This window comes from Mycobacterium sp. (assembly GCF_035633495.1).
GTDB lineage: Bacteria > Actinomycetota > Actinomycetes > Mycobacteriales > Mycobacteriaceae > Mycobacterium.
Genome location: NZ_DASQEU010000150.1, coordinates 71757 through 96243, shown reverse-complemented (window position 1 = coordinate 96243; position 24487 = coordinate 71757). Strand labels below are relative to the sequence as shown.

The 24487-nt window shown below is 66.6% G+C and carries 20 protein-coding genes and 3 tRNA genes; 10 read left to right on the top strand and 13 right to left on the bottom strand.

The genetic code is table 11. From position 1 onward, the window contains the following. Positions 1 to 4: 4 nt before the first annotated feature. A tRNA-Leu gene (locus VET27_RS22700) sits at positions 5 to 87 on the bottom strand. 237 nt (positions 88 to 324) lie between these two features. On the opposite strand from VET27_RS22700, the gene VET27_RS22695 reads away from it, so the two are divergent. From VET27_RS22695 to pknB, 7 genes are all read left to right on the top strand, one after another. After that, positions 325 to 1794, top strand: coding sequence for an FHA domain-containing protein (locus VET27_RS22695; protein WP_526521852.1), 1470 nt, complete (start codon positions 325 to 327; stop codon positions 1792 to 1794). 181 nt (positions 1795 to 1975) lie between these two features. Beyond that, positions 1976 to 2446, top strand: coding sequence for an FHA domain-containing protein FhaB/FipA (locus tag VET27_RS22690; protein ID WP_293244553.1), 471 nt, complete (start codon positions 1976 to 1978; stop codon positions 2444 to 2446). Next, a complete protein-coding gene (locus VET27_RS22685; RefSeq protein WP_526521851.1) occupies positions 2443 to 3921 on the top strand; it encodes a PP2C family protein-serine/threonine phosphatase in 1479 nt (492 codons plus the stop codon). Before VET27_RS22690 ends, VET27_RS22685 begins: the two co-directional genes overlap by 4 nt. After that, positions 3918 to 5333, top strand: a complete 1416-nt coding sequence (rodA, locus tag VET27_RS22680) for a peptidoglycan glycosyltransferase RodA (RefSeq protein ID WP_526521850.1) — start codon at positions 3918 to 3920, stop codon at positions 5331 to 5333. The genes VET27_RS22685 and rodA overlap by 4 nt, the downstream gene beginning before the upstream one ends. Next, positions 5330 to 6808, top strand: a complete 1479-nt coding sequence (gene pbpA / locus VET27_RS22675; protein WP_526521849.1) for a D,D-transpeptidase PbpA — start codon at positions 5330 to 5332, stop codon at positions 6806 to 6808. The genes rodA and pbpA overlap by 4 nt, the downstream gene beginning before the upstream one ends. After that, a complete protein-coding gene (locus VET27_RS22670) occupies positions 6805 to 8049 on the top strand; it encodes a protein kinase domain-containing protein (protein WP_526521848.1) in 1245 nt (414 codons plus the stop codon). The genes pbpA and VET27_RS22670 overlap by 4 nt, the downstream gene beginning before the upstream one ends. After that, positions 8046 to 9947: a Stk1 family PASTA domain-containing Ser/Thr kinase gene (pknB, locus tag VET27_RS22665; protein ID WP_526521847.1), complete on the top strand. Its 1902-nt coding sequence runs from the start codon at positions 8046 to 8048 to the stop codon at positions 9945 to 9947. The genes VET27_RS22670 and pknB overlap by 4 nt, the downstream gene beginning before the upstream one ends. On the opposite strand, the gene VET27_RS22660 is transcribed toward pknB, so the two are convergent. Beyond that, positions 9925 to 10599, bottom strand: a complete 675-nt coding sequence (locus VET27_RS22660) for an aminodeoxychorismate/anthranilate synthase component II (protein ID WP_526521846.1) — start codon at positions 10597 to 10599, stop codon at positions 9925 to 9927. The two genes, pknB and VET27_RS22660, sit on opposite strands and share 23 nt — an antisense overlap. A 38-nt stretch (positions 10600 to 10637) precedes the next feature. Continuing rightward, positions 10638 to 11387: a DUF881 domain-containing protein gene (locus VET27_RS22655; RefSeq protein ID WP_526521845.1), complete on the bottom strand. Its 750-nt coding sequence runs from the start codon at positions 11385 to 11387 to the stop codon at positions 10638 to 10640. Positions 11388 to 11488: 101 nt separating this feature from the next. Between VET27_RS22655 and crgA the strand changes: the two genes are divergently transcribed. Together crgA and VET27_RS22645 are read left to right on the top strand one after the other, a co-directional pair. Beyond that, positions 11489 to 11773: a cell division protein CrgA gene (crgA, locus tag VET27_RS22650; protein ID WP_526521844.1), complete on the top strand. Its 285-nt coding sequence runs from the start codon at positions 11489 to 11491 to the stop codon at positions 11771 to 11773. A gap of 155 nt (positions 11774 to 11928) precedes the next feature. Then, the gene (locus tag VET27_RS22645) at positions 11929 to 12348 is read left to right on the top strand and encodes a PH domain-containing protein (RefSeq protein WP_526521843.1); all 420 of its coding nucleotides are present in this window, start codon (positions 11929 to 11931) and stop codon (positions 12346 to 12348) included. A 58-nt stretch (positions 12349 to 12406) separates the two neighbouring features. Here the strand turns inward: VET27_RS22645 and VET27_RS22640 are convergent, their stop codons facing one another. Then, positions 12407 to 12952, bottom strand: coding sequence for a peptidylprolyl isomerase (locus VET27_RS22640; protein ID WP_526521842.1), 546 nt, complete (start codon positions 12950 to 12952; stop codon positions 12407 to 12409). Positions 12953 to 13040: 88 nt separating this feature from the next. Between VET27_RS22640 and cwsA the strand changes: the two genes are divergently transcribed. Next, entirely contained in the window at positions 13041 to 13478 is a 438-nt protein-coding gene (gene cwsA, locus VET27_RS22635; RefSeq protein WP_526521841.1) for a cell wall synthesis protein CwsA, read from the top strand. Between the two features lie 27 nt (positions 13479 to 13505). Here cwsA and VET27_RS22630 read toward each other — a convergent pair. The 9 genes from VET27_RS22630 to dnaN form a co-directional block, all read right to left on the bottom strand. Continuing rightward, positions 13506 to 13578 (bottom strand) — tRNA-Ala (locus tag VET27_RS22630). 142 nt (positions 13579 to 13720) lie between these two features. Next, positions 13721 to 13794: transfer RNA gene (locus VET27_RS22625), tRNA-Ile, on the bottom strand. Between the two features lie 64 nt (positions 13795 to 13858). Continuing rightward, positions 13859 to 14746: a DUF3566 domain-containing protein gene (locus tag VET27_RS22620; protein ID WP_526521840.1), complete on the bottom strand. Its 888-nt coding sequence runs from the start codon at positions 14744 to 14746 to the stop codon at positions 13859 to 13861. A gap of 10 nt (positions 14747 to 14756) precedes the next feature. Then, on the bottom strand, positions 14757 to 17843 hold the full coding sequence (gene gyrA, locus VET27_RS22615) for an intein-containing DNA gyrase subunit A (protein ID WP_526521839.1): 3087 nt from the start codon (positions 17841 to 17843) through the stop codon (positions 14757 to 14759). A 45-nt stretch (positions 17844 to 17888) separates the two neighbouring features. Then, positions 17889 to 19922: a DNA topoisomerase (ATP-hydrolyzing) subunit B gene (gene gyrB / locus VET27_RS22610; protein ID WP_526521838.1), complete on the bottom strand. Its 2034-nt coding sequence runs from the start codon at positions 19920 to 19922 to the stop codon at positions 17889 to 17891. A gap of 229 nt (positions 19923 to 20151) precedes the next feature. Beyond that, positions 20152 to 20718, bottom strand: a complete 567-nt coding sequence (locus VET27_RS22605; RefSeq protein WP_526521837.1) for a DUF721 family protein — start codon at positions 20716 to 20718, stop codon at positions 20152 to 20154. After that, complete coding sequence (gene recF, locus VET27_RS22600; protein WP_526521836.1) at positions 20715 to 21875, bottom strand: DNA replication/repair protein RecF; 1161 nt, start codon at positions 21873 to 21875, stop codon at positions 20715 to 20717. Before recF ends, VET27_RS22605 begins: the two co-directional genes overlap by 4 nt. Further along, positions 21876 to 22769, bottom strand: coding sequence for a phosphogluconate dehydrogenase (NAD(+)-dependent, decarboxylating) (gnd, locus tag VET27_RS22595; protein WP_526521835.1), 894 nt, complete (start codon positions 22767 to 22769; stop codon positions 21876 to 21878). It abuts the gene before it with no gap. Between the two features lie 29 nt (positions 22770 to 22798). Beyond that, positions 22799 to 24001, bottom strand: a complete 1203-nt coding sequence (gene dnaN, locus VET27_RS22590; RefSeq protein ID WP_526521834.1) for a DNA polymerase III subunit beta — start codon at positions 23999 to 24001, stop codon at positions 22799 to 22801. Positions 24002 to 24487 lie beyond the last annotated feature (486 nt).

Here is a 24487-nt window from a genome sequence, read left to right as displayed (position 1 = left end):
ATTGTGGGCGAAGGGGGACTTGAACCCCCACGTCCCGAAGGACACTGGCACCTGAAGCCAGCGCGTCTGCCATTCCGCCACTCGCCCCAACAACCGGGAGAGACTATCACGCACTCTGCCCACTCCCCAACCGCGCAGTTGGGCCCATACGCGACGCCGTCGACCCACCCTGACCTGCCGTGATCCGATTCTCAGAGAACTGTTGGTGACGTTCGGACGTAGATGGCCGATACCATGCGTACAGGCATCGGGGCCCGCGACACGCAGGCTCCACGACTGTGTCGAGCGCGACGCACTACGACGAACAGCGAGGCAGGCGGTGATATGGGACCCCTCGACCGCTTCGAGCGCAAGCTCGAGTCGACTGTCGGTGACACCTTCGCGCGCGTCTTCGGCGGGTCCATCGTTCCGCAGGAAGTCGAGGGGATCCTCCAGCGCGAAGCCGAAGCGGGTGCACGCGAAGTTGGCGGCGGCCGAATTTTGGCCCCAAACGACTACGTCATTACCCTCAGTGCATCCGACTTTCACAAGGTCCGCGCGGACCCCGACCTCACACCGACGACTTTTGCCCGATACCTGGAAGGATACATCCGTGACCAAGGGTGGCAAACGTATGGTGATGTGGTCGTTGGATTCGAGGCGTCACCGCATTTGCACACCGGCCAGTTTCGCACCCGTGGAACGGTCAACCCAGACTCGACCAGCGGCGGAAGCGCCCCTGCACCAGACCGTGCTCACCCCGCAGAACCAGGAGTTCCACCGATGACCGACAATCCGAGCTACCGCGGCGGCGGCCAGGGACCAGCGCAGCCAGGCGACGACTACTACGAGCACGGCCGCCAGGGCGAGGAGCCCCGCGCCCCGCATCCGCCGGCGCCCGAGGGCGGTTATCCGCCCCCGCCGGCCCCGGGTCAGCCTCCTCAGCAAGGCGGCGGCTACCCCGAGCACGGTGGTGGCTACCCCGACCGTGGCGGCTACCCCGATCAGGGCTACCCGCCGCCCACGTACGACCAGCGGCCGTCCGCCGGATACGGCCCACCCGCGGGCGCCGGATACCCCGACCAGGGCTACCGCCAGCCACCGCCCGGATACGGCCCGCCTGCGGGCGCCCCGGGAGGCTATGGCGAGCCCGGCGGCTACGACTACGGCCGTCCGGCGGCACCGCCACGCGGTGAGGACTATGGCCGCCCGGAGTCCCGCCCCGAGCCGCCGCGACCGGCGTATCCCGACCAGGGTGGCTATCCCGACCAGGGCGGTTACCCCGATCAAGGCGGCTATCCGGACCAGGGCGGCTACGGCGGCCAGGCTTACGGCAGGCCGGACTACGGGCAGCAGCCCGACTACGGCCGCTACGGCGACCCGGCGGCGCCTCAGGGGTACGCCGAACCGGGTTACGGGCAGCCGGCCGACGGGGGCTACGGCCAGCCTGCCGGATACGACTACGGTCAGCCGCCCGCTGCGGCGCCCGCCGCCGGCTACGGTGCCGGGTCCGGCTACGGCGCCAGCGGTGCCAACGTGACCCTGCAGCTGGACGACGGCAGCGGCCGCACCTACCAGCTGCGCGAGGGCGCCAACGTCATCGGACGCGGCCAGGACGCTCAGTTCCGTCTCCCGGACACCGGCGTCTCACGTCGTCACCTGGAGATCCGCTGGGACGGCCAGGTTGCCCTGTTGTCCGACCTGAACTCCACGAACGGGACGACGGTCAACAACGCGCCGGTTCAGGAATGGCAGCTGGCCGACGGCGACACCATCCGCCTGGGCCACTCCGAGATCATCGTCCGCGTTCACTGAGGACTCAGGCTGGTGACGGCTGGAGGCCAAGCCGATGCTTCGGCCTCACGTCCGTCAACGGCCCAAGTATCGTGACGGTGCCGACGGCGGCCGAACCAGCCGGTGGTCGGTCGCGACGCGGCCCGGAAAGCGGTGCGGTGGCGCTGCCGCGGCGACGGGACGGTGACGGAGAGGACGTCAGATGCAGGGGATAGTGCTGCAGCTGACGCGCGTCGGATTCCTTCTGCTGCTGTGGCTGTTCATCTGGTCGGTGCTGCGCATCCTGCGCACCGACATCTACGCCCCGACCGGCGCCGTGATGGTCAAGCGCGGACTCGCAATCCGCGGCACCCTGCTGCCCAGCCGCGGGCAGCGTCGCAACACCCCGCGCCAGCTGGTGGTGACCGAGGGAGCGCTGACCGGCACCCGGATTCAACTGGGCAGCCAGCCCGTGCTCATCGGGCGGGCCGACGACTCGACGCTGGTGTTGACCGACGACTACTCGTCGACACGGCACGCGAGGCTCTCGCCGCGGGGATCCGAGTGGTACGTCGAAGACCTAGGATCGACCAACGGTACATACCTTGACAGGGCGAAGGTGACGACGGCGGTAAGGGTTCCGATGGGGACGCCGGTGCGAATCGGCAAGACGGTGATCGAGCTGCGTCCGTGACTCTCGTCCTTCGATACGCCGCACGCAGCGACCGCGGACTCGTTCGCGCCAACAACGAAGACTCGGTGTACGCCGGTGCGCGGTTGCTGGCGCTCGCCGACGGCATGGGCGGCCACGCCGCAGGCGAGATTGCCTCCCAACTGGTGATCGCGGCCTTGGCGCACCTCGACGACGACGAACCGGGCGGGGACCTCCTCAGCCAACTGAACTCCGCGGTCCACGAGGGCAATACGGCGATCGCCGCGCACGTCGAAGCCGATCCCGAACTCGAGGGCATGGGCACCACCCTCACCGCAATCCTGTTCGCGGGCAACACGCTTGGGCTGGTCCACGTCGGCGACTCGCGCGGCTATCTCCTTCGTGACGGCGAGCTCGCCCAGATCACCAAGGACGACACCTTCGTCCAGACGCTGGTCGACGAGGGTCGCATCACCGCCGAGGAGGCACACAGCCACCCGCAACGGTCGCTGATCATGCGGGCGTTGACCGGCCACGAAGTGGAGCCCACGCTGACGGTGCGCGAAGCCCACTCCGGCGACCGCTACCTCCTGTGCTCCGACGGGTTGTCCGATCCGGTCAGCCACGACACCATCCTCGACGCGCTTCAGCTCCCCGACGTCACCGAGAGCGCCGACCGGCTCATCGAAATGGCGCTGCGCGGCGGCGGCCCCGACAACGTGACCGTGGTGGTCGCCGACGTCGTGGACTACGAGTACGGCCAGACCCAGCCGATCCTCGCGGGCGCGGTGTCGGGCATCGACGACCACGGCGCACCGCCCAACACCGCTGCCGGCCGGGCATCCGCGTTCAACCCGAAGCGTGCCGAGGCCGCCAAACGCCCCGCCGCCGAGCTGGAACCGCCACCGCGCAAACCCCGCTCACGCCGCCGAATGATCTTCGTCGCGTTGCTCCTGCTGGTGCTGGTGCTGGCGGGACTCGCGGTCGGCCGCATGGTGATCAAGAACAACTACTACGTCGCCGACCGCGACGGTTCCGTTCACATCATGCGTGGCGTGCAGGGCAGCTTTCTGGGAATGCCTCTGCAGCAACCCTTTCAGGTCGCTTGCCTCGACGCCCGCAACTCGATCACGAACATCGGCGTCGACGACAGTCGCGCCGGCTGCAAGCCGCTCAAGGTGGCCGATCTGCGCGAGTCCGAGCGCGCACAGGTGACGGCCGGGCTCCCGGGCGGCACACTCGACGAGGCCATTCGACAGCTCAGGGAGCTGGCTCCGTCGTCGGTGCTGCCGATCTGCCTGCCTGCGGCGACCAAGACGACGCAGACACCCACCCCGCCACCGTCGCCGTCGCCGTCGAGCACCCCACCGGCGCCGACCACCAGCGAGGGTGCGACTGCGCCAGAGGTGCCGACCACGGTGACGGCACCGCCCCCCTCCCCCTCACCGACCCCCACCGGCACGGCACTCCCGCCTCCGCCGCAGAAGCCGGGCACCGACTGCCGGACGGCGTCATGAGCACGCAGCCTCAAGCGCCCGTGACCGTGGTCCCGCCCTTGCCGAACCGGCGCAACGCCGAGCTTTTTCTGCTCGGGTTCGCCGCGTTCATCACCACCGTCGCACTGCTCATCGTCGAGGCCAACCAGGAGCAGGGCCTCACCTGGGACCTTGCGCAGTACACCCTGGGGTTCCTGGCGTTGTTCGGTGCCGCTCATCTGGCTGTCCGCCGCTTCGCGCCCTACGCCGATCCGCTGCTGCTCCCGGTCGTGGCCTTGCTGAATGGCTTGGGGCTGGTGATGATTCACCGTCTCGACCTGGCCGAGGGCGCTCTCGGTACCGGTGGTGCGCGGGGTCCGAGTGCCAACCAGCAGATGTTGTGGACCCTCGTCGGCGTGGTGGCGTTCTGCCTCGTCGTCGCCTTCCTCACCGACCACCGCATGTTGGCCCGCTACGGCTATGTCTGCGGACTCGTCGGGCTCGTCTTCCTGCTGATCCCCGCCATCCTTCCCAGCTCGATCTCCGAGGAGAACGGCGCGAAGATCTGGATTCGCTTCCAGGGCTTCTCGATTCAGCCGGCCGAAATCTCCAAGATCCTGCTGCTGATCTTCTTCGCCGCGGTCCTGGTGTCCAAGCGCAGCCTGTTCACCAGCGCGGGCAAGCACTTCCTTGGGATGAACCTCCCCCGCCCGCGCGACCTGGCGCCGCTGCTCGCCGCCTGGATCGCCTCCATCGGCGTCATGGTGTTCGAGAAGGACCTCGGCACCTCGCTGCTGCTGTACGCGTCGTTCCTGGTGCTCGTCTACATCGCCACCGACCGGCTGAGCTGGGTTCTGTTGGGCCTCACCCTGTTTGCGGTGGGCAGCGTCGTCGCGTACCACACGTTCGCACACGTCCAGACCCGCGTGCAGAACTGGCTCGATCCGTTTGCCGACCCCGACGGCGCGGGTTATCAGATGGTGCAGTCGTTGTTCAGCTTCGCCACCGGTGGCATCTTCGGCACCGGGCTCGGCAACGGCCAGCCGGGCACCGTCCCCGCGGCCTCGACGGACTTCATCATCGCGGCGATCGGCGAGGAGCTGGGCCTCGTCGGATTCGCCGGCGTCCTCATGCTCTACACGATCCTCATCATCCGCGGTCTGAGGACTGCGGTCGCCGTGCGCGACAGCTTCGGCAAGCTGTTGGCGGCTGGGCTGGCCTCCACGCTGGCAATCCAGCTGTTCATCGTCGTCGGCGGGGTCACCAAGCTGATTCCTCTCACGGGCCTCACCACGCCGTGGCTGTCGTACGGCGGTTCGTCGCTGATCGCCAACTACGTGCTGCTGGCCATCCTGATCCGCATCTCGCACTCGGCACGCCGACCGCTGGACACGAAGGCCTCGAACGCAACCCCGATCGCCTCGGCGCACACGGAGGTGATCGGGCGCGTATGAACACCTCACTGCGACGCATCTCCATCGCGATCATGGGCCTGATCGTGCTGCTCCTCGCCAATGCCACGCTGACGCAGGTGTTTCGGGCCGACGGCCTGCGCTCCGATCCGCGCAACCAGCGCGTGCTTCTCGACGAGTACTCCCGCCAGCGTGGCCAGATCTCGGCGGGCGGCCAACTACTCGCCTACTCCACGTCGACCGACGGGCACTTCCGTTTCCTGCGGGTCTACCCGAACCCCCAGGCGTACGCCCCGGTCACCGGCTTCTACTCGCTGCTGTACTCGAGCACCGGCCTCGAGCGTGCCGAGGACACCATCCTGAACGGCTCCGACGAGCGGCTGTTCGGCCGTCGGCTGGCCGACTTCTTCACCGGCCGGGACCCTCGCGGCGGGAACGTCGCCACGACCATCAACACGCAGGTGCAGCAGGCCGCCTGGGATGCCATGCAGAAGGGCTGCAACGGCGGCCCGTGCAAGGGCTCGGTGGTGGCACTCGAACCGTCCACCGGGAAGATCCTCGGGATGGTGTCGTCGCCGTCGTACGACCCCAACCTTCTGGCATCGCACGACGGCAACGTGCAGTCCGACGCCTGGCAGCAGTTGCGCGACGACCCGGAGAGCCCGCTGGTGAACCGGGCGATCTCGGAGACCTACCCCCCCGGCTCGACGTTCAAGGTCATCACCACCGCAGCGGCGCTCGCGAATGGCGCCACGGCGGACAGCAAGGTGACCGCCGCTGCCCGAATCCCGTTGCCGGACAGCACCGCAACGTTGGAGAACTACGGCGGGTCGACGTGCGGGAACGACCCCACCACGACGTTGCGCACCGCGTTCGCGAAGTCGTGCAACACCGCGTTCGTCGACCTCGGGATCCGTACCGGCGCGGACGCCCTGAGAAATACCGCTCAGGCGTTCGGTCTCGACAGCGCTCCCCCGCCGATTCCCCTTCAGGTGGCGGAGTCGACGGTCGGCCCCATCGACGACAAGGCGGCGCTGGGGATGTCGAGCATCGGTCAGAAGGACGTCGCCCTCACCCCGTTGCAGAACGCGATGATCGCCGCGACCGTCGCGAACGGCGGCGTCACGATGCAGCCCTATCTGGTGGAGGACCTCAAGGGCCCCGACCTCGGCAACATCAGTTCGACCAGCCCTCGCCAGCTTCGTCGTGCAGTGTCCTCGCAGGTCGCCACTACGCTTACGGACTTGATGATCGACGCCGAGCAGGTGACCCAGCAGACGGGAGCCATCGCCGGCGTACAGATCGCCTCCAAGACGGGAACGGCCGAACACGGCTCCGACCCGCGCAACACGCCCCCCCACGCCTGGTACATCGCATTCGCGCCTGCCAAGGCACCAAAGGTCGCCATCGCGGTCTTAGTGGAGAATGGCGGTGACCGATTGTCCGCGACCGGTGGCGCACTGGCTGCGCCGATCGGGCGGGCAACCATCGCCGCGGCCTTGCGGGAGGGATCATGACCGCGCGCGTCGGAGTGACGCTGTCCGACCGCTACCGTCTTCAGCGACTCATCGCAACGGGCGGTATGGGGCAGGTCTGGGAAGGCCTGGACACCCGCCTAGGACGCCAGGTCGCCATCAAGGTGCTCAAGGCCGAGTTCTCGTCGGACCCCGAGTTCGTGGAACGGTTCCGCGCCGAGGCTCGCATCGTGGCCATGCTGAACCATCCCGGCATCGCCAGCGTGTACGACTACGGCGAGACCGAGCTCGACGACGCGGGCCGCACCGCCTACCTGGTGATGGAGATGGTCACCGGTGAGCCGCTGAACTCCGTGCTCAAGCGCACCGGGCGGCTGTCGTTGCGCCACGCGCTGGACATGCTGGAGCAGACGGGGCGGGCGCTGCAGGTCGCGCACACCGCCGGGCTCGTGCACCGCGACGTGAAGCCGGGCAACATCCTGATCACCCCTACCGGCCAGGTGAAGCTCACCGACTTCGGCATCGCCAAGGCCGTCGACGCCGCGCCGGTGACGCAGACCGGCATGGTCATGGGTACCGCGCAGTACATCGCGCCCGAGCAGGCCCTCGGTCGCGACGCCACCGCCGCCAGCGACGTCTACTCACTGGGCGTCGTCGGCTACGAATCGGTGGCGGGTCGACGCCCCTTCACCGGTGACGGCGCACTGACGGTCGCGATGAAGCACATCAAGGAGCAGCCCGCTCCCCTGCCCGCCGACATCCCGCCCAACGTGCGCGAGCTCATCGAGATCAGCCTCCTCAAGGAGCCCGGCCACCGCTACCGGACGGGCGGCGCGTTCGCCGACGCCGTCGCGGCGGTCCGCGCAGGCCGCCGACCGCCGCGACCCAACCACGCGCCGACCATCGGCCGAGCCACCCCTGCCGCCATCCCGTCGACGGCCCAGACCACCCGCGCCGTTCCGGACTACGGCCGCCCGTCGACCGCGAGCGTCCGCACGCGCCCACCGACGGGCAGTCACCGCACCCCGCCCCCGAAGCGGACCTTCTCCCCCGGTCAACGGGCCCTGCTCTGGGCGGCCGGCGTGCTCGGCGCGCTCGCCATCATCATTGCGATCCTGATGGTCCTCAACGTGCAGGACCGTCGGGATCAGAAGACGACTCCGTCCACCGAAACCAGCACGACGGTGGTGCCGGCACCTCCCGGGACGCCCGGCGCCATGCCCGCGCCCAGTGGTCACGCCGGAACACTCCCGCTACCAACCGCAGAGCAGACATTCCGATGACCACGCCCCAGCACCTGTCCGACCGCTACGAACTCGGGGAGATCCTCGGCTTCGGCGGCATGTCGGAGGTCCACATGGCACGTGACGTGCGGCTGCACCGCGACGTCGCGGTCAAGGTGCTGCGTGCGGATCTGGCGCGCGACCCCAGCTTCTATCTTCGCTTCCGCCGGGAGGCGCAGAACGCCGCCGCACTGAACCACCCGGCGATCGTCGCGGTGTACGACACCGGGGAGGCGGAGACCGCCAACGGGCCGCTGCCGTACATCGTGATGGAGTACGTCGACGGCGTCACGCTGCGCGACATCGTGCACAACGACGGCCCGATCGAACCGCGCCGGGCGATCGAGATCATCGCCGACGCCTGCCAGGCGCTGAACTTCAGCCATCAGCACGGGACCATCCACCGCGACGTCAAGCCCGCCAACATCATGATCAGCAAGGGCGGCGCGGTGAAGGTGATGGACTTCGGCATCGCCAAGGCGCTCGCCGACGCCGGCAACCCCGTGACGCAGACCTCCGCGGTCATCGGCACCGCGCAGTACCTCTCGCCGGAGCAGGCGCGCGGCGAAACGGTGGACGCCCGGTCCGACGTGTACTCGCTGGGTTGCGTCCTCTACGAGGTGCTCACCGGTGAGCCACCGTTCGTCGGCGACTCCGCCGTCGCCGTGGCCTATCAGCACGTGCGCGAGGACCCGATGCCGCCGTCGGGGCGCAACCCGGCACTCTCCCCCGAACTCGACGCCGTGGTGCTCAAGGCGCTGGCGAAGAATCCCGACAACCGGTACCAGACGGCCGCCGACATGCGCACCGACCTGATCCGGGTGCACAGCGGCGAGGCGCCGGAGGCCCCGAAGGTGTTCACCGACGCCGAGCGGACGTCGCTGCTGTCGGCGGCGCCGTCCAACGCCCGGGCGCAGCTCACCGACCGGATTCCGGCACATCAGGCGACATACGTACCGCCGAAGGAGCGCAATCCGGCCATCGGCCGCTGGTTCGCCGCCGTCGCGGTACTTGCCGTGCTGACCGTCGTCGTGACCGTTCTGCTGAACTTCGTGAACAGCAATCCCAATCCGCGCGACGTGCAGGTACCCAACCTTCGCGGTCAGGCGTACGACGAGGCCGTCGTCGTGTTGCAGAACCTTGGCTTCAAGACCGTCCGCAACCAGCGGCCGGATCCCGAAGTCCAAGTCGGCCAGGTCATCGGCACCGACCCGCCCGCCAACACCGCGGCAGCCCGGGACGACCAGGTCACCATCAACGTGTCGACCGGTCCCCAGCAGGCTGAAGTGCCGGACTGCGCGACGAACCTCACCTATGCCGAATGCGTGGACAAGCTCAAGAACGCCGGTTTCGAGAAGTTTCAGCTTTCGGCGTCGGCATCGACACCAGAGCAGAAGGACCGCGTGCTCGCGACCAACCCCATGGCCAACTCCACGTCGGCCATCACCAACGTCATCACGATCGTCGTAGGCACCGGCCCGAACACCAAGCAGATCCCCGACGTCAGGGGGCGCACCCTCGACGAGGCGACCGCGATCATCGCGGCGAGCGAGTTCACCGCTTCCCCGATCCCGATCCGGGTCGACGGTCTCAGGTCCACGCAGGGACAGGTGCAGGGCACGGTTCCCCCCGCAGGAGACGTCGTCCCGGTGGACACGCCGATCCAGGTGCAGGTGTCGCAGGGAAATCAGTTCACGATGCCGGAACTGAGAACCAAGTTCTGGGACGACGCCCTTCCGCTGCTTCAATCGCTGGGTTGGCAGTTCGGCAGCAACTTCGTGAAGCTTCCCAACGCCCAGAACAGCGGCGTGCCCTCCAACGGGGTCGTCACTCAAGACCCGCCGGCAGGCACCCCCATGAAGCCCACCGACACGATCACGCTGAGCTTCGCGCAGTAGCGGCGCGCACCGTATCGGAGACCTCACGTTCGAGGCGGCCGACCAGATCCTCCTCGAGGGGCCGGCCGCAGACCGCGAGCCAGTTGGCAAGCATTCGGTGACCACCTTCGGTCAGGATCGACTCCGGGTGGAACTGCACGCCGTGGATCGGCAACTCGACGTGCTGCACGCCCATCACCACGCCGCCCGACGTCTGCGCGGTGACCTCGAGCTCGGAGGGCATCGTGTCGGGCAGGATCGTCAGCGAGTGATACCGGGTTGCGGTAAAGGGATCCGGAAGTCCTTGCAGCACACCGACATTCGCGTGGTTCACGCTGCTGGTCTTGCCGTGCAGAAGCTCCGGTGCGCGGTCGACCGTGCCGCCGAACGCCACGCCGATGGCCTGGTGCCCGAGGCAGACGCCCAGCAGCGGCGTCGCCACCTCGGCGCAGGCACGGACGAGCGGAATGGACGCCCCGGCCCGCTCGGGCGTACCCGGTCCCGGGCTCAGCAGAATGCCGCCGAACTCCCCAGCGGCCTTCGCGACGTCGGCGTCGGTGCTCAGCCGGGAGTCGTCGTTGCGCCATACGTCGGCGTGCACGCCCAGCTGTCCGAGGTACTGGACGAGGTTGAAGACGAAGCTGTCGTAGTTGTCGACGACGAGGACACGCATCAGGCCAGGTTACTGGGTGCGCACGAGGCGTCCGGCGGTCAGTAGCCCAATGGACCGGCGGGCTTGGCGTAGCGCATTCGCACCGCGGGGGGATGGGCGACGACCTCCACCTCGGCCTTGGGCTCCTCGACGTAGCCGAGCCCGAACCGCAACACGTAGCGCTTGTACAACCCGACCATGGGGGAGGCCGCCAACGCCGACTGCATGGCGGGCACGTCGCCGATCGCGGTGATCGCGTAGGGCGGGCTGTAGGTGCGGCCGTTGAGCAATAGCGTGTTGCCGACGCAAAGGGGTGCGGAGGTGGCGATGATCCGCTGATCCTGCATCTGGATGGCTTCCGCCCCTGCGCTCCACATCGCGTTCAGGACCGCCTCGATGTCCTGCTGGTGAACCACCAGATCGTCGGCGGACGCGTCTCCGGGAAACCGACCCTCGGCATCGCGCTGAGCATCGTCGAGCGTGACGACGAGGCCGGGCCCGCGCATCGCCTCGAGCCCGGCGTCGGCCGCGAGCACGTCGGCGCGGTGGGTGATCGCCGCCAGCGCGGCCGCGGCGGACGGGGTGCCGCCGTGGTGGTTGTCGACCTGGTCCACGAGCGTCTCGCGCTGCGTGGACAACCGGTCCACCGAGGCCTGTGCCTCACGCACCAGGTCGACCAGTCGGGGAGCATCACTACGACGGATCTCGTTGCCGCCGGAGACGGTGTGGGTGGTGGCCAGCAGCAGACCGGCGCACAAGCAGACGATGGGCACGCCGAGGCGCCAGGGGGACCGGCCCGCACGAGCCATGGTTTTCTCCTCCCCGCCGCATGCTGCGTTAGGCTCTATGTTGCATCCGCTCCATCGTCGCACCGCTTCGTCGGTATGGCGCCGACTGTCCGAAGGTACCCATGCCCAAGTCCAAGGTTCGCAAGAAGAACGACTTCACGATCAGCCCGGTCAGCCGGACCCCGGTCAAGGTCAAGGCCGGCCCGTCGAGCATGTGGTTCGTGGTGTTGTTCGTCGGCCTGATGCTGCTCGGCCTGCTGTGGTTGTTGGTGTTCCAACTCGCCGCGACGAATCCCGTGGACGCTCCCGGCTTCCTCACCTGGATGGCGAACCTGGCGCAGTGGAACTACGCGATTGCGTTTGCCTTCATGATCACCGGACTGTTGCTCACGATGCGGTGGCGATGAGCCATCTGAGGACCGGGATGAATACAAATTCGTTCCCACGCGTTCGCAAGTCGGCAACCTCGTCGATACCCAATCACACGGTTGTGATTCATCCCCATTGGGGATAGCACCTGTGGATAACTCGATCTCGCACGCATAGAGGGTGTTCAAACCCTGTGCAGCAAACTAAGTGGGGTCCCCCGACCGGGGGAATCGCGGCGTGCGGCGTCTTCGGCCTCGCAATGGCAATCGCCGCTGTGACCGTGGTCACAGACGCCCCCGGCCGCGCCCTCGCAGGGATTGCCGCGTTGGGTTTACTGGCGTTTGCAAGCATGTCGTGGCGGTCACGGCCGAAACTGGCAATCACCGGCGACGGACTCGTCGTTCGCGGCTGGTTCGGCACGCACGTACTCGGCCGTCAGGACGTCGCGAAGATCCGCATCACCGAATTCCGCCGCATCGGGCGGAAGGTGCGTCTGCTCGAGATCGACACCGTCGCCGACGACCGTCTGCTGGTGTTCACCCGATGGGATCTCGGCACCGATCCGCTCCACGTCCTCGATGCGTTGACCGACGCGGGCTACGCAGGCACCTAGCGTTCCCCACGAAGACGCCCCGCGAGACTGGCCCGCGGGGCGCATCGAGGTGGAGAAGCTAGGAAATGGTGATCGAGTCGATGACGACCGGCTCGGTCGGACGATCGCCGGGGCCCGTCGGGGTGCTCCCGATGGCGTCGACGACCTTCTGCGACTCCGGGTCCACGACCTCGCCGAAGATGGTGTGCTTGCGGTTCAGGTGCGGCGTCTTGCCGACGGTGATGAAGAACTGCGAGCCATTGCTGCCGGGTCCGGCGTTGGCCATGGCCAGCAGGTACGGCTTGTCGAAGACGAGCTCGGGATGGAACTCGTCGGCGAACTGGTATCCGGGGCCGCCGCGACCGGTGCCGGTCGGGTCGCCGCCCTGGAGCATGAACCCGGCGATGACACGGTGGAACACCGCTCCGTCGTAGAACGGACCCTCGGTGCCGCCCGACGCGTTCTCGGTGCTGTAGTCCTTGGTGCCCTGAGCCAATCCGACGAAGTTCGCGACGGTCTTGGGGGCGTGGTTTCCGAAGAGCGCGATCTTGATGTCACCACGGTTGGTGTGCAGGGTCGCGGTCGCTGTCTGTATGGGACTCGTCACGGGAAACCAGTGTGCCATTTCGTGTTTCACGAGCGAGTTCCGGCCCCCTCCTAAAAGGCACCGAATAGGGTGGTCGCCGGAAGTCCCCACGCAGAGAGGCTGAGCCATGAGCTCCACGACGAGCACCGCCCGACTGACCCCGGCGGAACGCATTGCCCGCGGTCTGAAGTACTCGACGGTGGGACCCGTCGACGTGACCAGGGGTGCGCTCGGCGTCGGATTCGACTCCACGCGGGCATCGGTGGCGTGGGTGGCCAATCGCTACCGGCGCGGCCGCATCAAGAGCCAGCTGACCAAGGACCTGGCCGCCGCGCAGGAGGCCATCGCCAACGAGCTCGCTGCCGCCCAGGAAGTCGTCACCAACATCCCGCAGGCGCTGCAGGAGGCGCGGAAGACCAGGCGCCGTCCCAAGCCGCTGGTGCTGATCGGCGCGGGGGTGGCCGTGCTCGCCGTCGGCGCCGTGTCCTTCTCGATCATCAGGCGGTCGACGCAACCCGAGCCGTCGCCGCTGCCGCCGAGCGTGGACGTCGCCCCCAAGCCGTGAATTGGGCGTTCGCGAATTCTTTGATCGTGGAGCCTAGGGGATTCGAACCCCTGACATCTGCCTTGCAAAGGCAGCGCTCTACCAACTGAGCTAAGGCCCCGCTCGGTGATCAGCTCGGCTGATCGGCGGCCACGTGCCAAACCTCGACGCGGTTGCGCGACCTGACGATCAGCGCCCCCGCGACGAGAACGGCGAGCACCACGAAAACCCTCACAGTGCACCCTTCTCGTCAAGGCAAACCGTGGGCCTGGGAGGACTCGAACCTCCGACCTCTTCGTTATCAGCGAAGCGCTCTAACCACCTGAGCTACAGGCCCGTAATCACATACGGCCGAGGGACGAGATTACCGTAACGACTGCTTTCGTCCCAAACCGCGCCGATCAGTCGCGGTCCGAGAGGGTCACCTCGATGCCGCCGACGAGGTCGGTGGTCAAGTTGTAGATGAATGCCCCGCACGTCGCCATGGCCGTCAGCAGCACGATGTTGACCAAGCCGATCAACGCGGCGCCGCCGAAGATCGTGCCGCTCGAGACGAGTTCACCGCCGCTACCGCTGGCGCTGGTGAGCAGGTCGCCGACGTTGCTGTTCAACTTGCTCCACACGCCCATGCCGCCCAGCACCAGATAGAGGAAGGCAACGGCGATCATCCACACGAAGAACAGCGCCACGCTGAGCACCAGCGACACCTTCAACACGCTCCACGGATCGAAGCGCCGGATCTGCATGCTCGCGCGTACCGGTCCCTGCGACCGACTCGCGGCCTGGGCACGGGTGGCGGGCGCCGACGGGCGGGCCGACGGTTCCACGGCGGTCCGCTCGCCCCCCGGCTTGCGGGGTCCGCGCGGTGCGGGTCCCGACAGATCGGGTAGCTCACTGGCATAGGTCTCGGAACGTCCGCCCTCCACGCGCTCCGTGCGATTGGCCGGGGCCGCGTCCGGTTCCCTGGCGGGCGCGGTTTCACGCGCAGGGGCCGGTTCGCGTACGGGGGCGGTTTCACGCGCAGGGGCCGACGCGGGACCCGACAGGGGTCCACCCGCGATGAAGCGGTTGAGCCGGGCGTCGGTGCCGGGGGAGTGACCGGCCGCAGCGCCTGCGCGTGGCCCGTCCTGCGGCCTGGGCCGCGCCGCCGTACCCCGCTGCCACGGAGGCTCGTCGCCGGACGGCGGGCCTCCGCTCACGGGGCCACTGTCGTGGGCACCGTTCGAGCCATTGGCGGTGCCTGTCCCATCGCCGGTTCGCGGTGGTCCAGGTTCGTTCGGTGAACCCACCTACGGCTCCTTAGCTCGGGTCAGTCTCTGCGTCGTCGTCGGCATCCTCGTCGGCGTTGCGGGCGACGGCAATCAGTGTGTCGCCATCACCGAGGTTCATCAAGCGCACGCCCTTGGTTTGCCGCCCGGCCTTGCGCACTTGACGTGCCACGGTCCGGATGACACCCCCACCCGAGGTGATGGCGTACAGCTCAGTGTCCTCGTCGACGATCAAGGCTCCGACCAGAGTGCCACGTCGGCGGTCGTACTGGATCGTCAGGATGCCCTTGCCGCCACGCCCCTGCGGGGTGTACTCCTCGATGGCGGTGCGCTTCGAGTATCCACCCGACGTCGCTACCAGCAGGTATGTGCCTTCCCGCACCACGTTGAGCGACAGCAGTCGGTCCTCTTCGTTGAATCGCATGCCCTGCACGCCGGACGTTGCGCGGCCCATCGGACGTAGGGCCTCGTCGGTCGCCGAAAAGCGAATCGACTGGCCCTTTGCCGACACGAGCAGAAGGTCCTCGTCGGCCGAGCACAGCACGGCGCCGACCAGTTCGTCTCCGTCACGAAGGTTGACCGCGACGATGCCGCCCGAGCGGTTGGAGTCGAAGTCCGTCAACTTGGACTTCTTTACCAGGCCGTTACGGGTGGCGAGCACCAGGTACGGAGCGTCCTCGTAGCTCTTGATCTGAATCACCTGGGCGATGCGTTCCTCGGGCTGGAAGGCCAGCAGGTTCGCGACGTGTTGACCGCGGGCCGTCCTCGACGCCTCCGGCAGTTCGTAGGCCTTCGCCCGGTAGACCCGGCCCTGGGTGGTGAAGAACAGGATCCAGTCGTGGGTGGAACCGACGAAGAAGTGCCGAACTATGTCGTCCTGCTTGAGGCCTGCGCCCTGGACCCCCTTGCCGCCGCGCCTCTGACTGCGGTAGAGGTCGGACTTGGTCCGCTTGGCGTAGCCGGTCTCGGTGATCGTGACGACCACCTCTTCGCGGGCGATGAGGTCCTCGTCGGCGACGTCGCCGTCGGCCGGGATGATTCGGGTGCGCCGGTCGTCGCCGTACTTCTCGACGAGCTCCGCGAGCTCGTCGTGGACGATCGCACGCTGGCGCTCCGGTTTGGCCAGGATGTCCTCGAGGTCGGCGATCTCCGCCTCGATCTTGGCCAGATCGTCGACGATGCGCTGACGTTCCAGGGCGGCCAGGCGCCGCAACTGCATGTCGAGGATCGCCTGGGCCTGGATGTCGTCGATGTCGAGCAGGTCGATCAGGCCCGAACGCGCGACGTCGACGGTCTGCGAGGCGCGGATCAGGGCGATGACCTCGTCGAGTGCGTCGAGCGCCTTGACCAGGCCGCGCAGGATGTGGGCGCGCTCGTTGGCCTTGCGCAACCGGTAGGTGGTCCGCCGGACGATGACGTCCAACTGATGCACGACGTACAAGCGGATCAGCTGGTCGATCCGCAACGTGCGCGGGACACCGTCGACGATCGACAGCATGTTCGCGCCGAAGCTGGTCTGCAGCTGGGTGTGCTTGTAGAGATTGTTCAGCACGACCTTCGCCACTGCGTCACGCTTGACCTCGACGACGATTCGCAGCCCCACGCGGTCGCTGCTTTGGTCCTCGATGTTGGAGATCCCCGCGAGCTTGCCGTCGCGAACCTGGTCGGCTATCGAGGTGATGAAGTTGTCGTGGTTGACCTGATAGGGGAGTTCGGTGATGACCAGAAGAGTCCGCCCCTTGGAGTCCTCCTCGACCTCGACGACGCCCCGCATGCGGATCGAACCGCGGCCGGTGGTGTACGCGTCGTGGATGCCCTGGGATCCGACGATCAGCCCGTAGGTCGGGAAGTCGGGCCCCTTGACCCGCTCCGTGACCGCGGCCAACGTAGCCTCTTCGTCGGCCTCGAAGTTGTCCAGGCACCAGAACACCGCTTCCGACAGTTCGCGGAGGTTGTGCGGCGGCATGTTGGTGGCCATGCCGACGGCGATGCCGCCCGAACCGTTGGCCAACAGGTTGGGGAAGCGGCTGGGCAGGACGGTGGGTTCTTGCACCCGGCCGTCATAGTTCGGGATGAAATCGACTGTCTCCTCGTCGATTTCACGCAGCATCTCCATCGCCAGCGGCGTGAGACGTGCCTCGGTGTTGTGACTTACGAAACCATTGGTGATGAAGCTGTGGTCGTCGGTATCGACGCGCAAGCTGTAGACCGGTTGCACGCCGGCATCCGTGACGTTCGCGACGCGGGCGTAGTAGAACCGGCCGTCCGTCAGCTCGCTCGCGATTGTCTGGGCGTCGGGATCATCGCCGTGACGCTCGAGGAAGCTTGCCAGTCCGGGGACGTCGACTGTGGGGCTTGTCGTCGAGTTCTTGGCTGAACTACGTCGGGAATCCACACACTCGGCGCGCACAGTCACGACGTCGCCCTGGCGCAGCTCTTCAATCAGCTTCCACAGCAGTGTCGGGACGCCTGCGACGTCCACGAGACACAGCAGCGGATGGTTCGCCGTACCCGTGACCGTCTCGCCGCCCGCAATCGTGACCGTATGGGTCCGATGTTGGCCTGAGTGGAAGAGCCGGTTTGCGACGACCGGGTTTCCGTGTCGGTCAAGCACTTTCAGATCAATGACGTTGTCACTGTTGGGCTTCGCGCCAGGTACGACATCACCGATCCGGATCGACTGACCTTCGGGCAGGCTCACCAACGCATCACCGGTGACGCAATACCTCATCGCCGCCGGTGGGTCGTTGCCCGGCGAACCGAAGTTGCCCTGCCCGTCGACTAGGGGGTAGCGCAGCGACCACGGCTGCGCCATCCGGACCAGCGTGTCGTAGATCGACGAGTCGCCGTGGGGGTGGTAGTTACCCATCGTCTCGGCAACGGAGCGAGCCGATTTCGCGTGACCGCGGTCGGGTCGGAACCCGGAGTCGTACATCGCGTAGAGCACGCGACGGTGCACGGGCTTGAGGCCGTCACGCACCTCGGGAAGCGCACGCCCGACGATGACGCTCATCGCGTAGTCGATGTAGCTGCGCTGCATCTCCTGCTGGATGTCGACCGGTTCGATGCGGTCGGTGATGGCGCCGTCGTCGCCGGGAGGAAGGGTGGTGTCTGTCATGTGCTCCTCGCTCGTCTATGAGCAACTCGGGATTGGTTCGAAGGATCAAACGTCAAGGAAGCGGACGTCTCTCGCGTTGCGAGTGATGAAGCTGCGACGGGCTTCGACGTCCTCACCCATCAGGATGGAGAACAGTTCGTCGGCCGCGGCGGCGTCGTCCAGGGTGATCCGACGAAGAACCCGGGCGCTGGGATCCATGGTGGTCTCCCACAGTTCCTTGGCGTCCATCTCACCGAGGCCCTTGTAGCGCTGAATGCCGTCCTCGGTGTTGATTCTTCGGCCGGCGGCCCGACCGGCCTCCAACAGTCCGTCGCGCTCGCGGTCGGAGTACGCGAACTCGGGTTCGCTGCGCTGCCACTTCAACTTGTACAGCGGAGGCTGCGCCAGGAAGACGTGCCCATTCTCGATGAGCGGCTTCATGAATCGGAACAACAGCGTCAGCAGCAGCGTCGAGATGTGCTGGCCGTCGACGTCGGCGTCGGCCATCAGCACGATCTTGTGGTAGCGCAGCTTGGTGATGTCGAACTCGTCGTGGATGCCCGTGCCGAGGGCCGTGATGATCGCCTGGACTTCGGTGTTCTTCAGCACGCGGTCGATGCGGGCCTTCTCGACGTTGATGATCTTGCCACGCAGGGGGAGGATCGCCTGGAACATGGAGTCGCGGCCGCTCTTGGCCGAACCACCGGCCGAGTCGCCCTCCACCACATAGACTTCCGACAGCCGAGGGTCCGTCGAGCGGCAGTCGGCCAGCTTGCCGGGAAGGCCGCCGATGTCCGTCGCGCTCTTGCGGCGTACCAACTCTCGCGCCTTGCGGGCCGCCATCCGTGCCTGCGCCGATGAAACCGCCTTGTTCACAACGGTCTTCGCCTCGGCGGGATTCGCTTCGAACCAGTGACTGAGCTGCTCGTTGCAGATCTTCTGAACGAACGACTTCACCTCGGTGTTGCCGAGCTTGGTCTTGGTCTGTCCCTCGAACTGGGGGTCGCTGACCTTCACCGAGATCACCGCCGCGAGGCCTTCGCGGATGTCGTCACCGGTGAGGTTGGGGTCCTTCTCCTTGAGAATCTTCTTGTCCTTGGCGTACTTGTTGACCACCGTCGTCAAGGCGCTGCGAAAACCCTCTTCGTGCGTGCCGCCCTCGTGGGTGTTGATGGTGTTCGCAAAGGTGTGCACCGACTCCGAGTAGCCCGCGTTCCATTGCATCGCGATCTCGACCTCGTGGCCCGGACCCTTGCCGTCGAAGTCGATGATGCTCTGCTGGATCGGCGTCTTGGTGCGGTTGATGTGCTTGACGTAGTCGACCAGGCCGCCCGGATAGTGGAACGTGCGGTGCTTGACCTTGTGCGGGGCCTTGGCCTCCGCCTCCTTCTCGTCGGCCGACTTCGGTGCTTCCGCAGTATCGCTGACCACCTCGTCGACGACGTCCTCGGCGGTGACCCGCTCGTCGATCAGGTCGATGGTCAGCCCCTTGTTCAAGAAGGCCATCTCCTGGAGGCGCCGTGCCACGGTCTCGAAGTCGTAGACAGTGGTCTCGAAGATGTCGGTATCAGCCCAGAACCGGATCGTGGTGCCCGTCTTCTTGGACGTCCCACCCTGCTTCAAGGTGCCGGGGATCGATCGGTCGTAGTACTGGAACCACTCGTGGCCGTCACGGAGAACTGTGGCCTCGAGCCTGGTCGACAAAGCGTTGACCACGGACACTCCCACGCCGTGCAGACCACCGCTGACGTTGTAGCCGCTGTTCTCGCCACCGAACTTGCCGCCGGCGTGCAGCTGCGTCATCACGACGTCGATCGTCGGAACACCCGTGGAGTGCATGGCGACGGGGATGCCGCGGCCGTCGTCGGTGACCTGGACGCTGCCGTCGCCAAGAATCTTGACGTCGACCCTGGTGGCGTAACCGGCCATGGCTTCGTCTATAGCGTTGTCCACGACCTCCCAGACGAGGTGGTGCAGGCCCCGCTCACCGGTGGATCCGATGTACATGCCCGGACGTTTGCGGACTGCCTCGAGACCCTCGAGAATGGTGATGGATTCGGCGCCGTACTCCTTGGGAGCACTCTTCTTCTGGGCAGGCACGTTGAACGCGTCTCCTTGTTCTTGAGGCTGGGAAGCCAGCTAGGGCGATAGAGCGCCCCGCGAGTCTCTGATCAGCCTACCGTCACCCGCTGTCAGGACTGACTCTGAGGCGGCGTTTCTACGCACCTAAATGACCCGTGCGCGGAATTTCTCGCTCACCGATGCGTCCCGAGGACCGATCAGCCGCCACCAACCGTTGTCGGCGCTCTCAGAACCAACGCCGCGACCGTCATCCGTAGGTGTCCCGCGGACCTCTGCCCGGCACGTTGTATCTACCCTTGCGCCACGTCGGAGCGGCCGGACCGATGATCTTCAGGCTGGTGACCACACCGTCGCCGACGGCGGCCGCGATCTTGGCCAACAGTTGAGCCTGAACGAGCCGCAACTGCGTCGCCCACGCCGTCGACTCGGCCTCCACGGTCAATACCCCGTCGCGCAACGCGGCCGGGTTCGCGTGTTCGGCGATCTGGTCGCCGACGACCGTCGCCCACTGTCCGAAGACCGATCCTTCTGCCACACGCGGTGACCACCCGCGGCTCTTGGCGAGTTCGGAGGTCGCCTTTCCCAGCGTCTGCGGATCACGTGAGTCGGGTCCGGGCCCGGACCACCGTCTGCGCGCACCCCGTGCCGGGACGTCCTTCGTGGACGACGTTCGGCCGCGCCCCACGTCCTTGCCCTGACTTCGCGCGGCACCCCGCGCCTCCTCCAGGGTGCGCCGGACCAGGTCCATGCCCCTCAGGTGGGCCAGCGCGGCCGGCGGCTCCACTGGTGTGTCGTCATCAGTCGAATCCGTCACTCGATCACCTCCGACAGTCGACCCGAGTCGTCATCGCGCATGCCGATCACCATTCTGCGCGCATCCCAGTCCTGGGGGATGTCCTCCGCGACCGCCGCCGTCACCAGAACCTGCTCGGCGGATGCCGCCACCTCGACCAGCGCACGCCGCCGCGCGTTGTCGAGTTCGGCGAAGACGTCGTCGAGAAGCAGCACGGGGTCGGTCCCCTCGGACCGAAGCAGTTCGTAGGCAGCAAGTCTCAGTGACAAGGCCATGGACCACGACTCACCGTGGCTTGCGAAACCCTTGGCGGGCTGATCACCGAGCCGGAGTTCGACGTCGTCGCGATGCGGCCCGACGAGACACACCCCGCGCTCCAGTTCGGCCGACCGCTTGCGCGCGAGCTCATCGAGGAGTCCGGCTTCGAAGATCTCGGTGTTGGCCGCCGCACTGGCCGTTTCCACTTCGACGGCCTCCACCGAACTGCGGTACCTAACCGACGCCGGACGGGACGCGGGCGCCAACAGCTGGTACGCCTTCTGGATCTCCGGGGCCAGCAGGTTGAGCAGGTCGACCCGGGCGGCGATGAGTTTGGCACCGTGGCTCGCCAGGTGACCATCCCACACGTCCAGTGTGTCCAGCGCTCCTGAGTCACCGCGAAAGCGTGATCCCGCAGCGGTTTTCAGTAGGGCCGAGCGCTGCCTAAGCACCTTGTCGTAGTCCGCGCGTAGACCAGCCACCACTGGACGTCGAGTGGTGGCGAGCTCGTCGAGATAGCGGCGACGCTCGCCCGGCTCACCCCTGACCAGCGCGAGATCCTCCGGCGCGAACAGCACCGTGCGCAACGCGCCGAGGATCTCGCGCGCACTGCGCACGGGGGACCGGTTCAACCTCGCCTTGTTGGCGCGGCCCGCGGTGATCTCCAGGTCCACCGCCAGCTCGCGTCCTTCGTTGACGACGATCGTCGATACGATCGCCCGTTCAGCCCCGGTACGAATCAGCGGAGCATCCGTCCCCACCCGATGAGAACCGAGGGTGGACGAATACCACAGCGCCTCAACGATATTCGTCTTACCGAATCCGTTGGGCCCGACGAACACCGTGCGCCCTGGCTCCAGCTCCAGCTCGAGTCGCGACCAGGAACGGAAGTCTGTCAGGCCCAGTTGCCGTATGTACACCTATCCGGATTCACTGATCCTTTGAACCGCATGGCCACCGAACTGGTTGCGGAGTGCGGCCACCGCCTTCATAGTCGGCGAGTCTTCTTGTCGAGAAAGGAATCTGGCAAACAGCGAGGCTGCGATGGCCGGCACGGGAACCCGTAGGCGAATGGCTTCCTCCACCGTCCAACGTCCTTCACCCGAATCATCGGTGTAGCCCCGGATCTCGGCGAGCTCGGGATCCTCCCTGAGCGCCTTGGCCAGGAGCTGCTGCAGCCACGACCGAACGACGGTGCCGTTGCTCCACGCTTGGTACACCGCCTGCGGGCTCTTGATGAGGTCCTCGGCGGCCAACATCTCGTAGCCCTCGCCGTAGGCGGTCATCATGGCGTACTCGACACCGTTGTGCACCATCTTGGCGAAGTGACCCGCGCCGACCGGTCCGGCATGAACGAACCCGTCCTCCTGGGGTCCCGGCGGGCGGAGGGTGTCGAAGATCGGCATCACCTTGGCCACGTCGGAGTCACTGCCACCGACCATGAGGCCGTAACCCTCGGTGAGACCCCAGATGCCACCGGAGACGCCAGCGTCGATGAAACCGATTCCCTTCTCCCCCAACAGCGCTGCGTGGGGCGCGTCCTCGGTGTAGCGGGAGTTGCCACCGTCGATGAGCAGGTCACCCGAACTGAGGACTTTCGACAGACCGACGACGGTGCTGTCGGTGACCACTCCAGAGGGGACCATCACCCAGACCACCCGGGGCGCTGTGAGAGCCGCCGCCAGACCAGCGAGGTCGCGGACATCCGTCACCTCGGGTCGAGGGTCGTATCCGATGACTTCGTGTCCACCCTTGCGAAGGCGTTCACGCATGTTGAAGCCCATTTTGCCGAGACCGACCAGCCCGAGTTGCATGTGCGCCTCTTTCATGGCGATAAGGCCGGTCAGCCCGGGAGCCGCACCGGCATCAACAGGTAGACGTAATCGGTCTCGGCGGCCGGAAAGGGACCGCTGGCACCGACATACGCATCATCATCTTCACCCGCTGGCCGCAACACTGCGGGACGGCTGGATGTCGTGAAACCGAACGTCACCTTCGACGAGTGCAAGGAACCAAGACCGTCGGTCAGATACGTGGGGTTGAAGGCAATGGTGAGGGGGTCACCCGAGAACTCCACCGGCAGGTCTTCCTCGGCCCGCCCGACGGCGTCCTCACCGCCCGCCGAGAGACGCAGCGAATCCTCGGAGAACTCCATTCGCACCTGCGCACCTCGGTCCGCGACCAGGGCCACGCGCTTGATGGCCTCGGTCAGCTCGGCGACGCCGACGGTGGCCACCGCGGTGTGCTCGGCCGGCAGGAGTTGACGAAACTTGGGGAACTCGGCATCCAGCAACCGGCTCGTCGTGCGCTTGCCGTTGCTGCGAATACCCAACAGCCCATCCTTGCCGACGGATGCTCCGGCGCCGAGAGACAAGTGCACGTCGGCTCCATCGCTACCTGCCCTCGCCGCCTCGGCAAGCGTCTTCGCCGGAACGAGGACGGCGGCTTCGACGTCTGCGGAGTCCGTGGACCAGGTCAGTTCACGCACGGCGAGACGGAACCTGTCGGTAGCCGCCAAGACCACCTTCTCACCGGAAATCTCGACGCGAATCCCGGTCAGCATCGGCAACGTGTCGTCGCGTCCAGCGGCGACGGCCACCTGGCCGATGGCTTGCGCGAACAGGTCGGAGGCCACGACGCCGGTTTCATCGGGCAGCAACGGCAGCGTCGGGTAATCCTCGACGGCCATCGTCGGTAGCGAGAACCGGGCGCTGCCACAGCTCAGCAACACCCGGGTGCCCTCGACGCTGACGTCCACGGGCTTGGCGGGCAGCGACTTGGTGATGTCGGACAACAGGCGACCGGATACCAGAACGCTTCCCGGCGAGGCAATTTCAGCTGCTACTCGGACCTCGGCAGAAACCTCGTAGTCGTAACCGGAGATCGTCAAACCCTCGTCTGAGCCGGTCAGGAGCACGCCGGAGAGGACCGGCACGGTGGGCCGGGTCGGCAGAATACGGGCGACCCACGCCACGGCGTCGGCGAAGTCTTCGCGCACCAGGCGAAACTTCAGGTCGGTACCAAGCGTCGTCGTCGCTACGTCCACAAGCGTCCCCTTCGGTGAAACCCCAGCTATCAGCACTAGCAGCGGATCTACGGGTGCCTCACGGACGTGTCACCACGCTGCGGTTCGACGACCGTTCCGGTTGTCGAAGACCCACCGTAGAGCCTTCGGCGTCAACTTGAAAGCTAATCGATCGGAGTGACAAACGTCCCGTGAGGCCGGCAGTTGGGACGCCCAACAGGGCACGTTCCCCAGGTGCTTCTTTTAGTAGAGATCCTTGATGAATAGATGAGTAACAGTATTAGGTGCTGTGGAAGCTGTGGATCGCAGGGCACTTTCGCTGGTCGGGTGCGGTGCGAACTCGTGGGTTACTCGTGCACAACCGATGCGTGTACTTCGGCGAGCTGGGGACGGCCGGCTGTCGTGTGCACGGGCGCGGTGGCGGCGATCGGTTCGTCCACGAACTGTGCACGAGTAGTCCACGAGGTCTTGGTGTGACTGGTGATGCGGCAGGGTCAGAAGATTCTC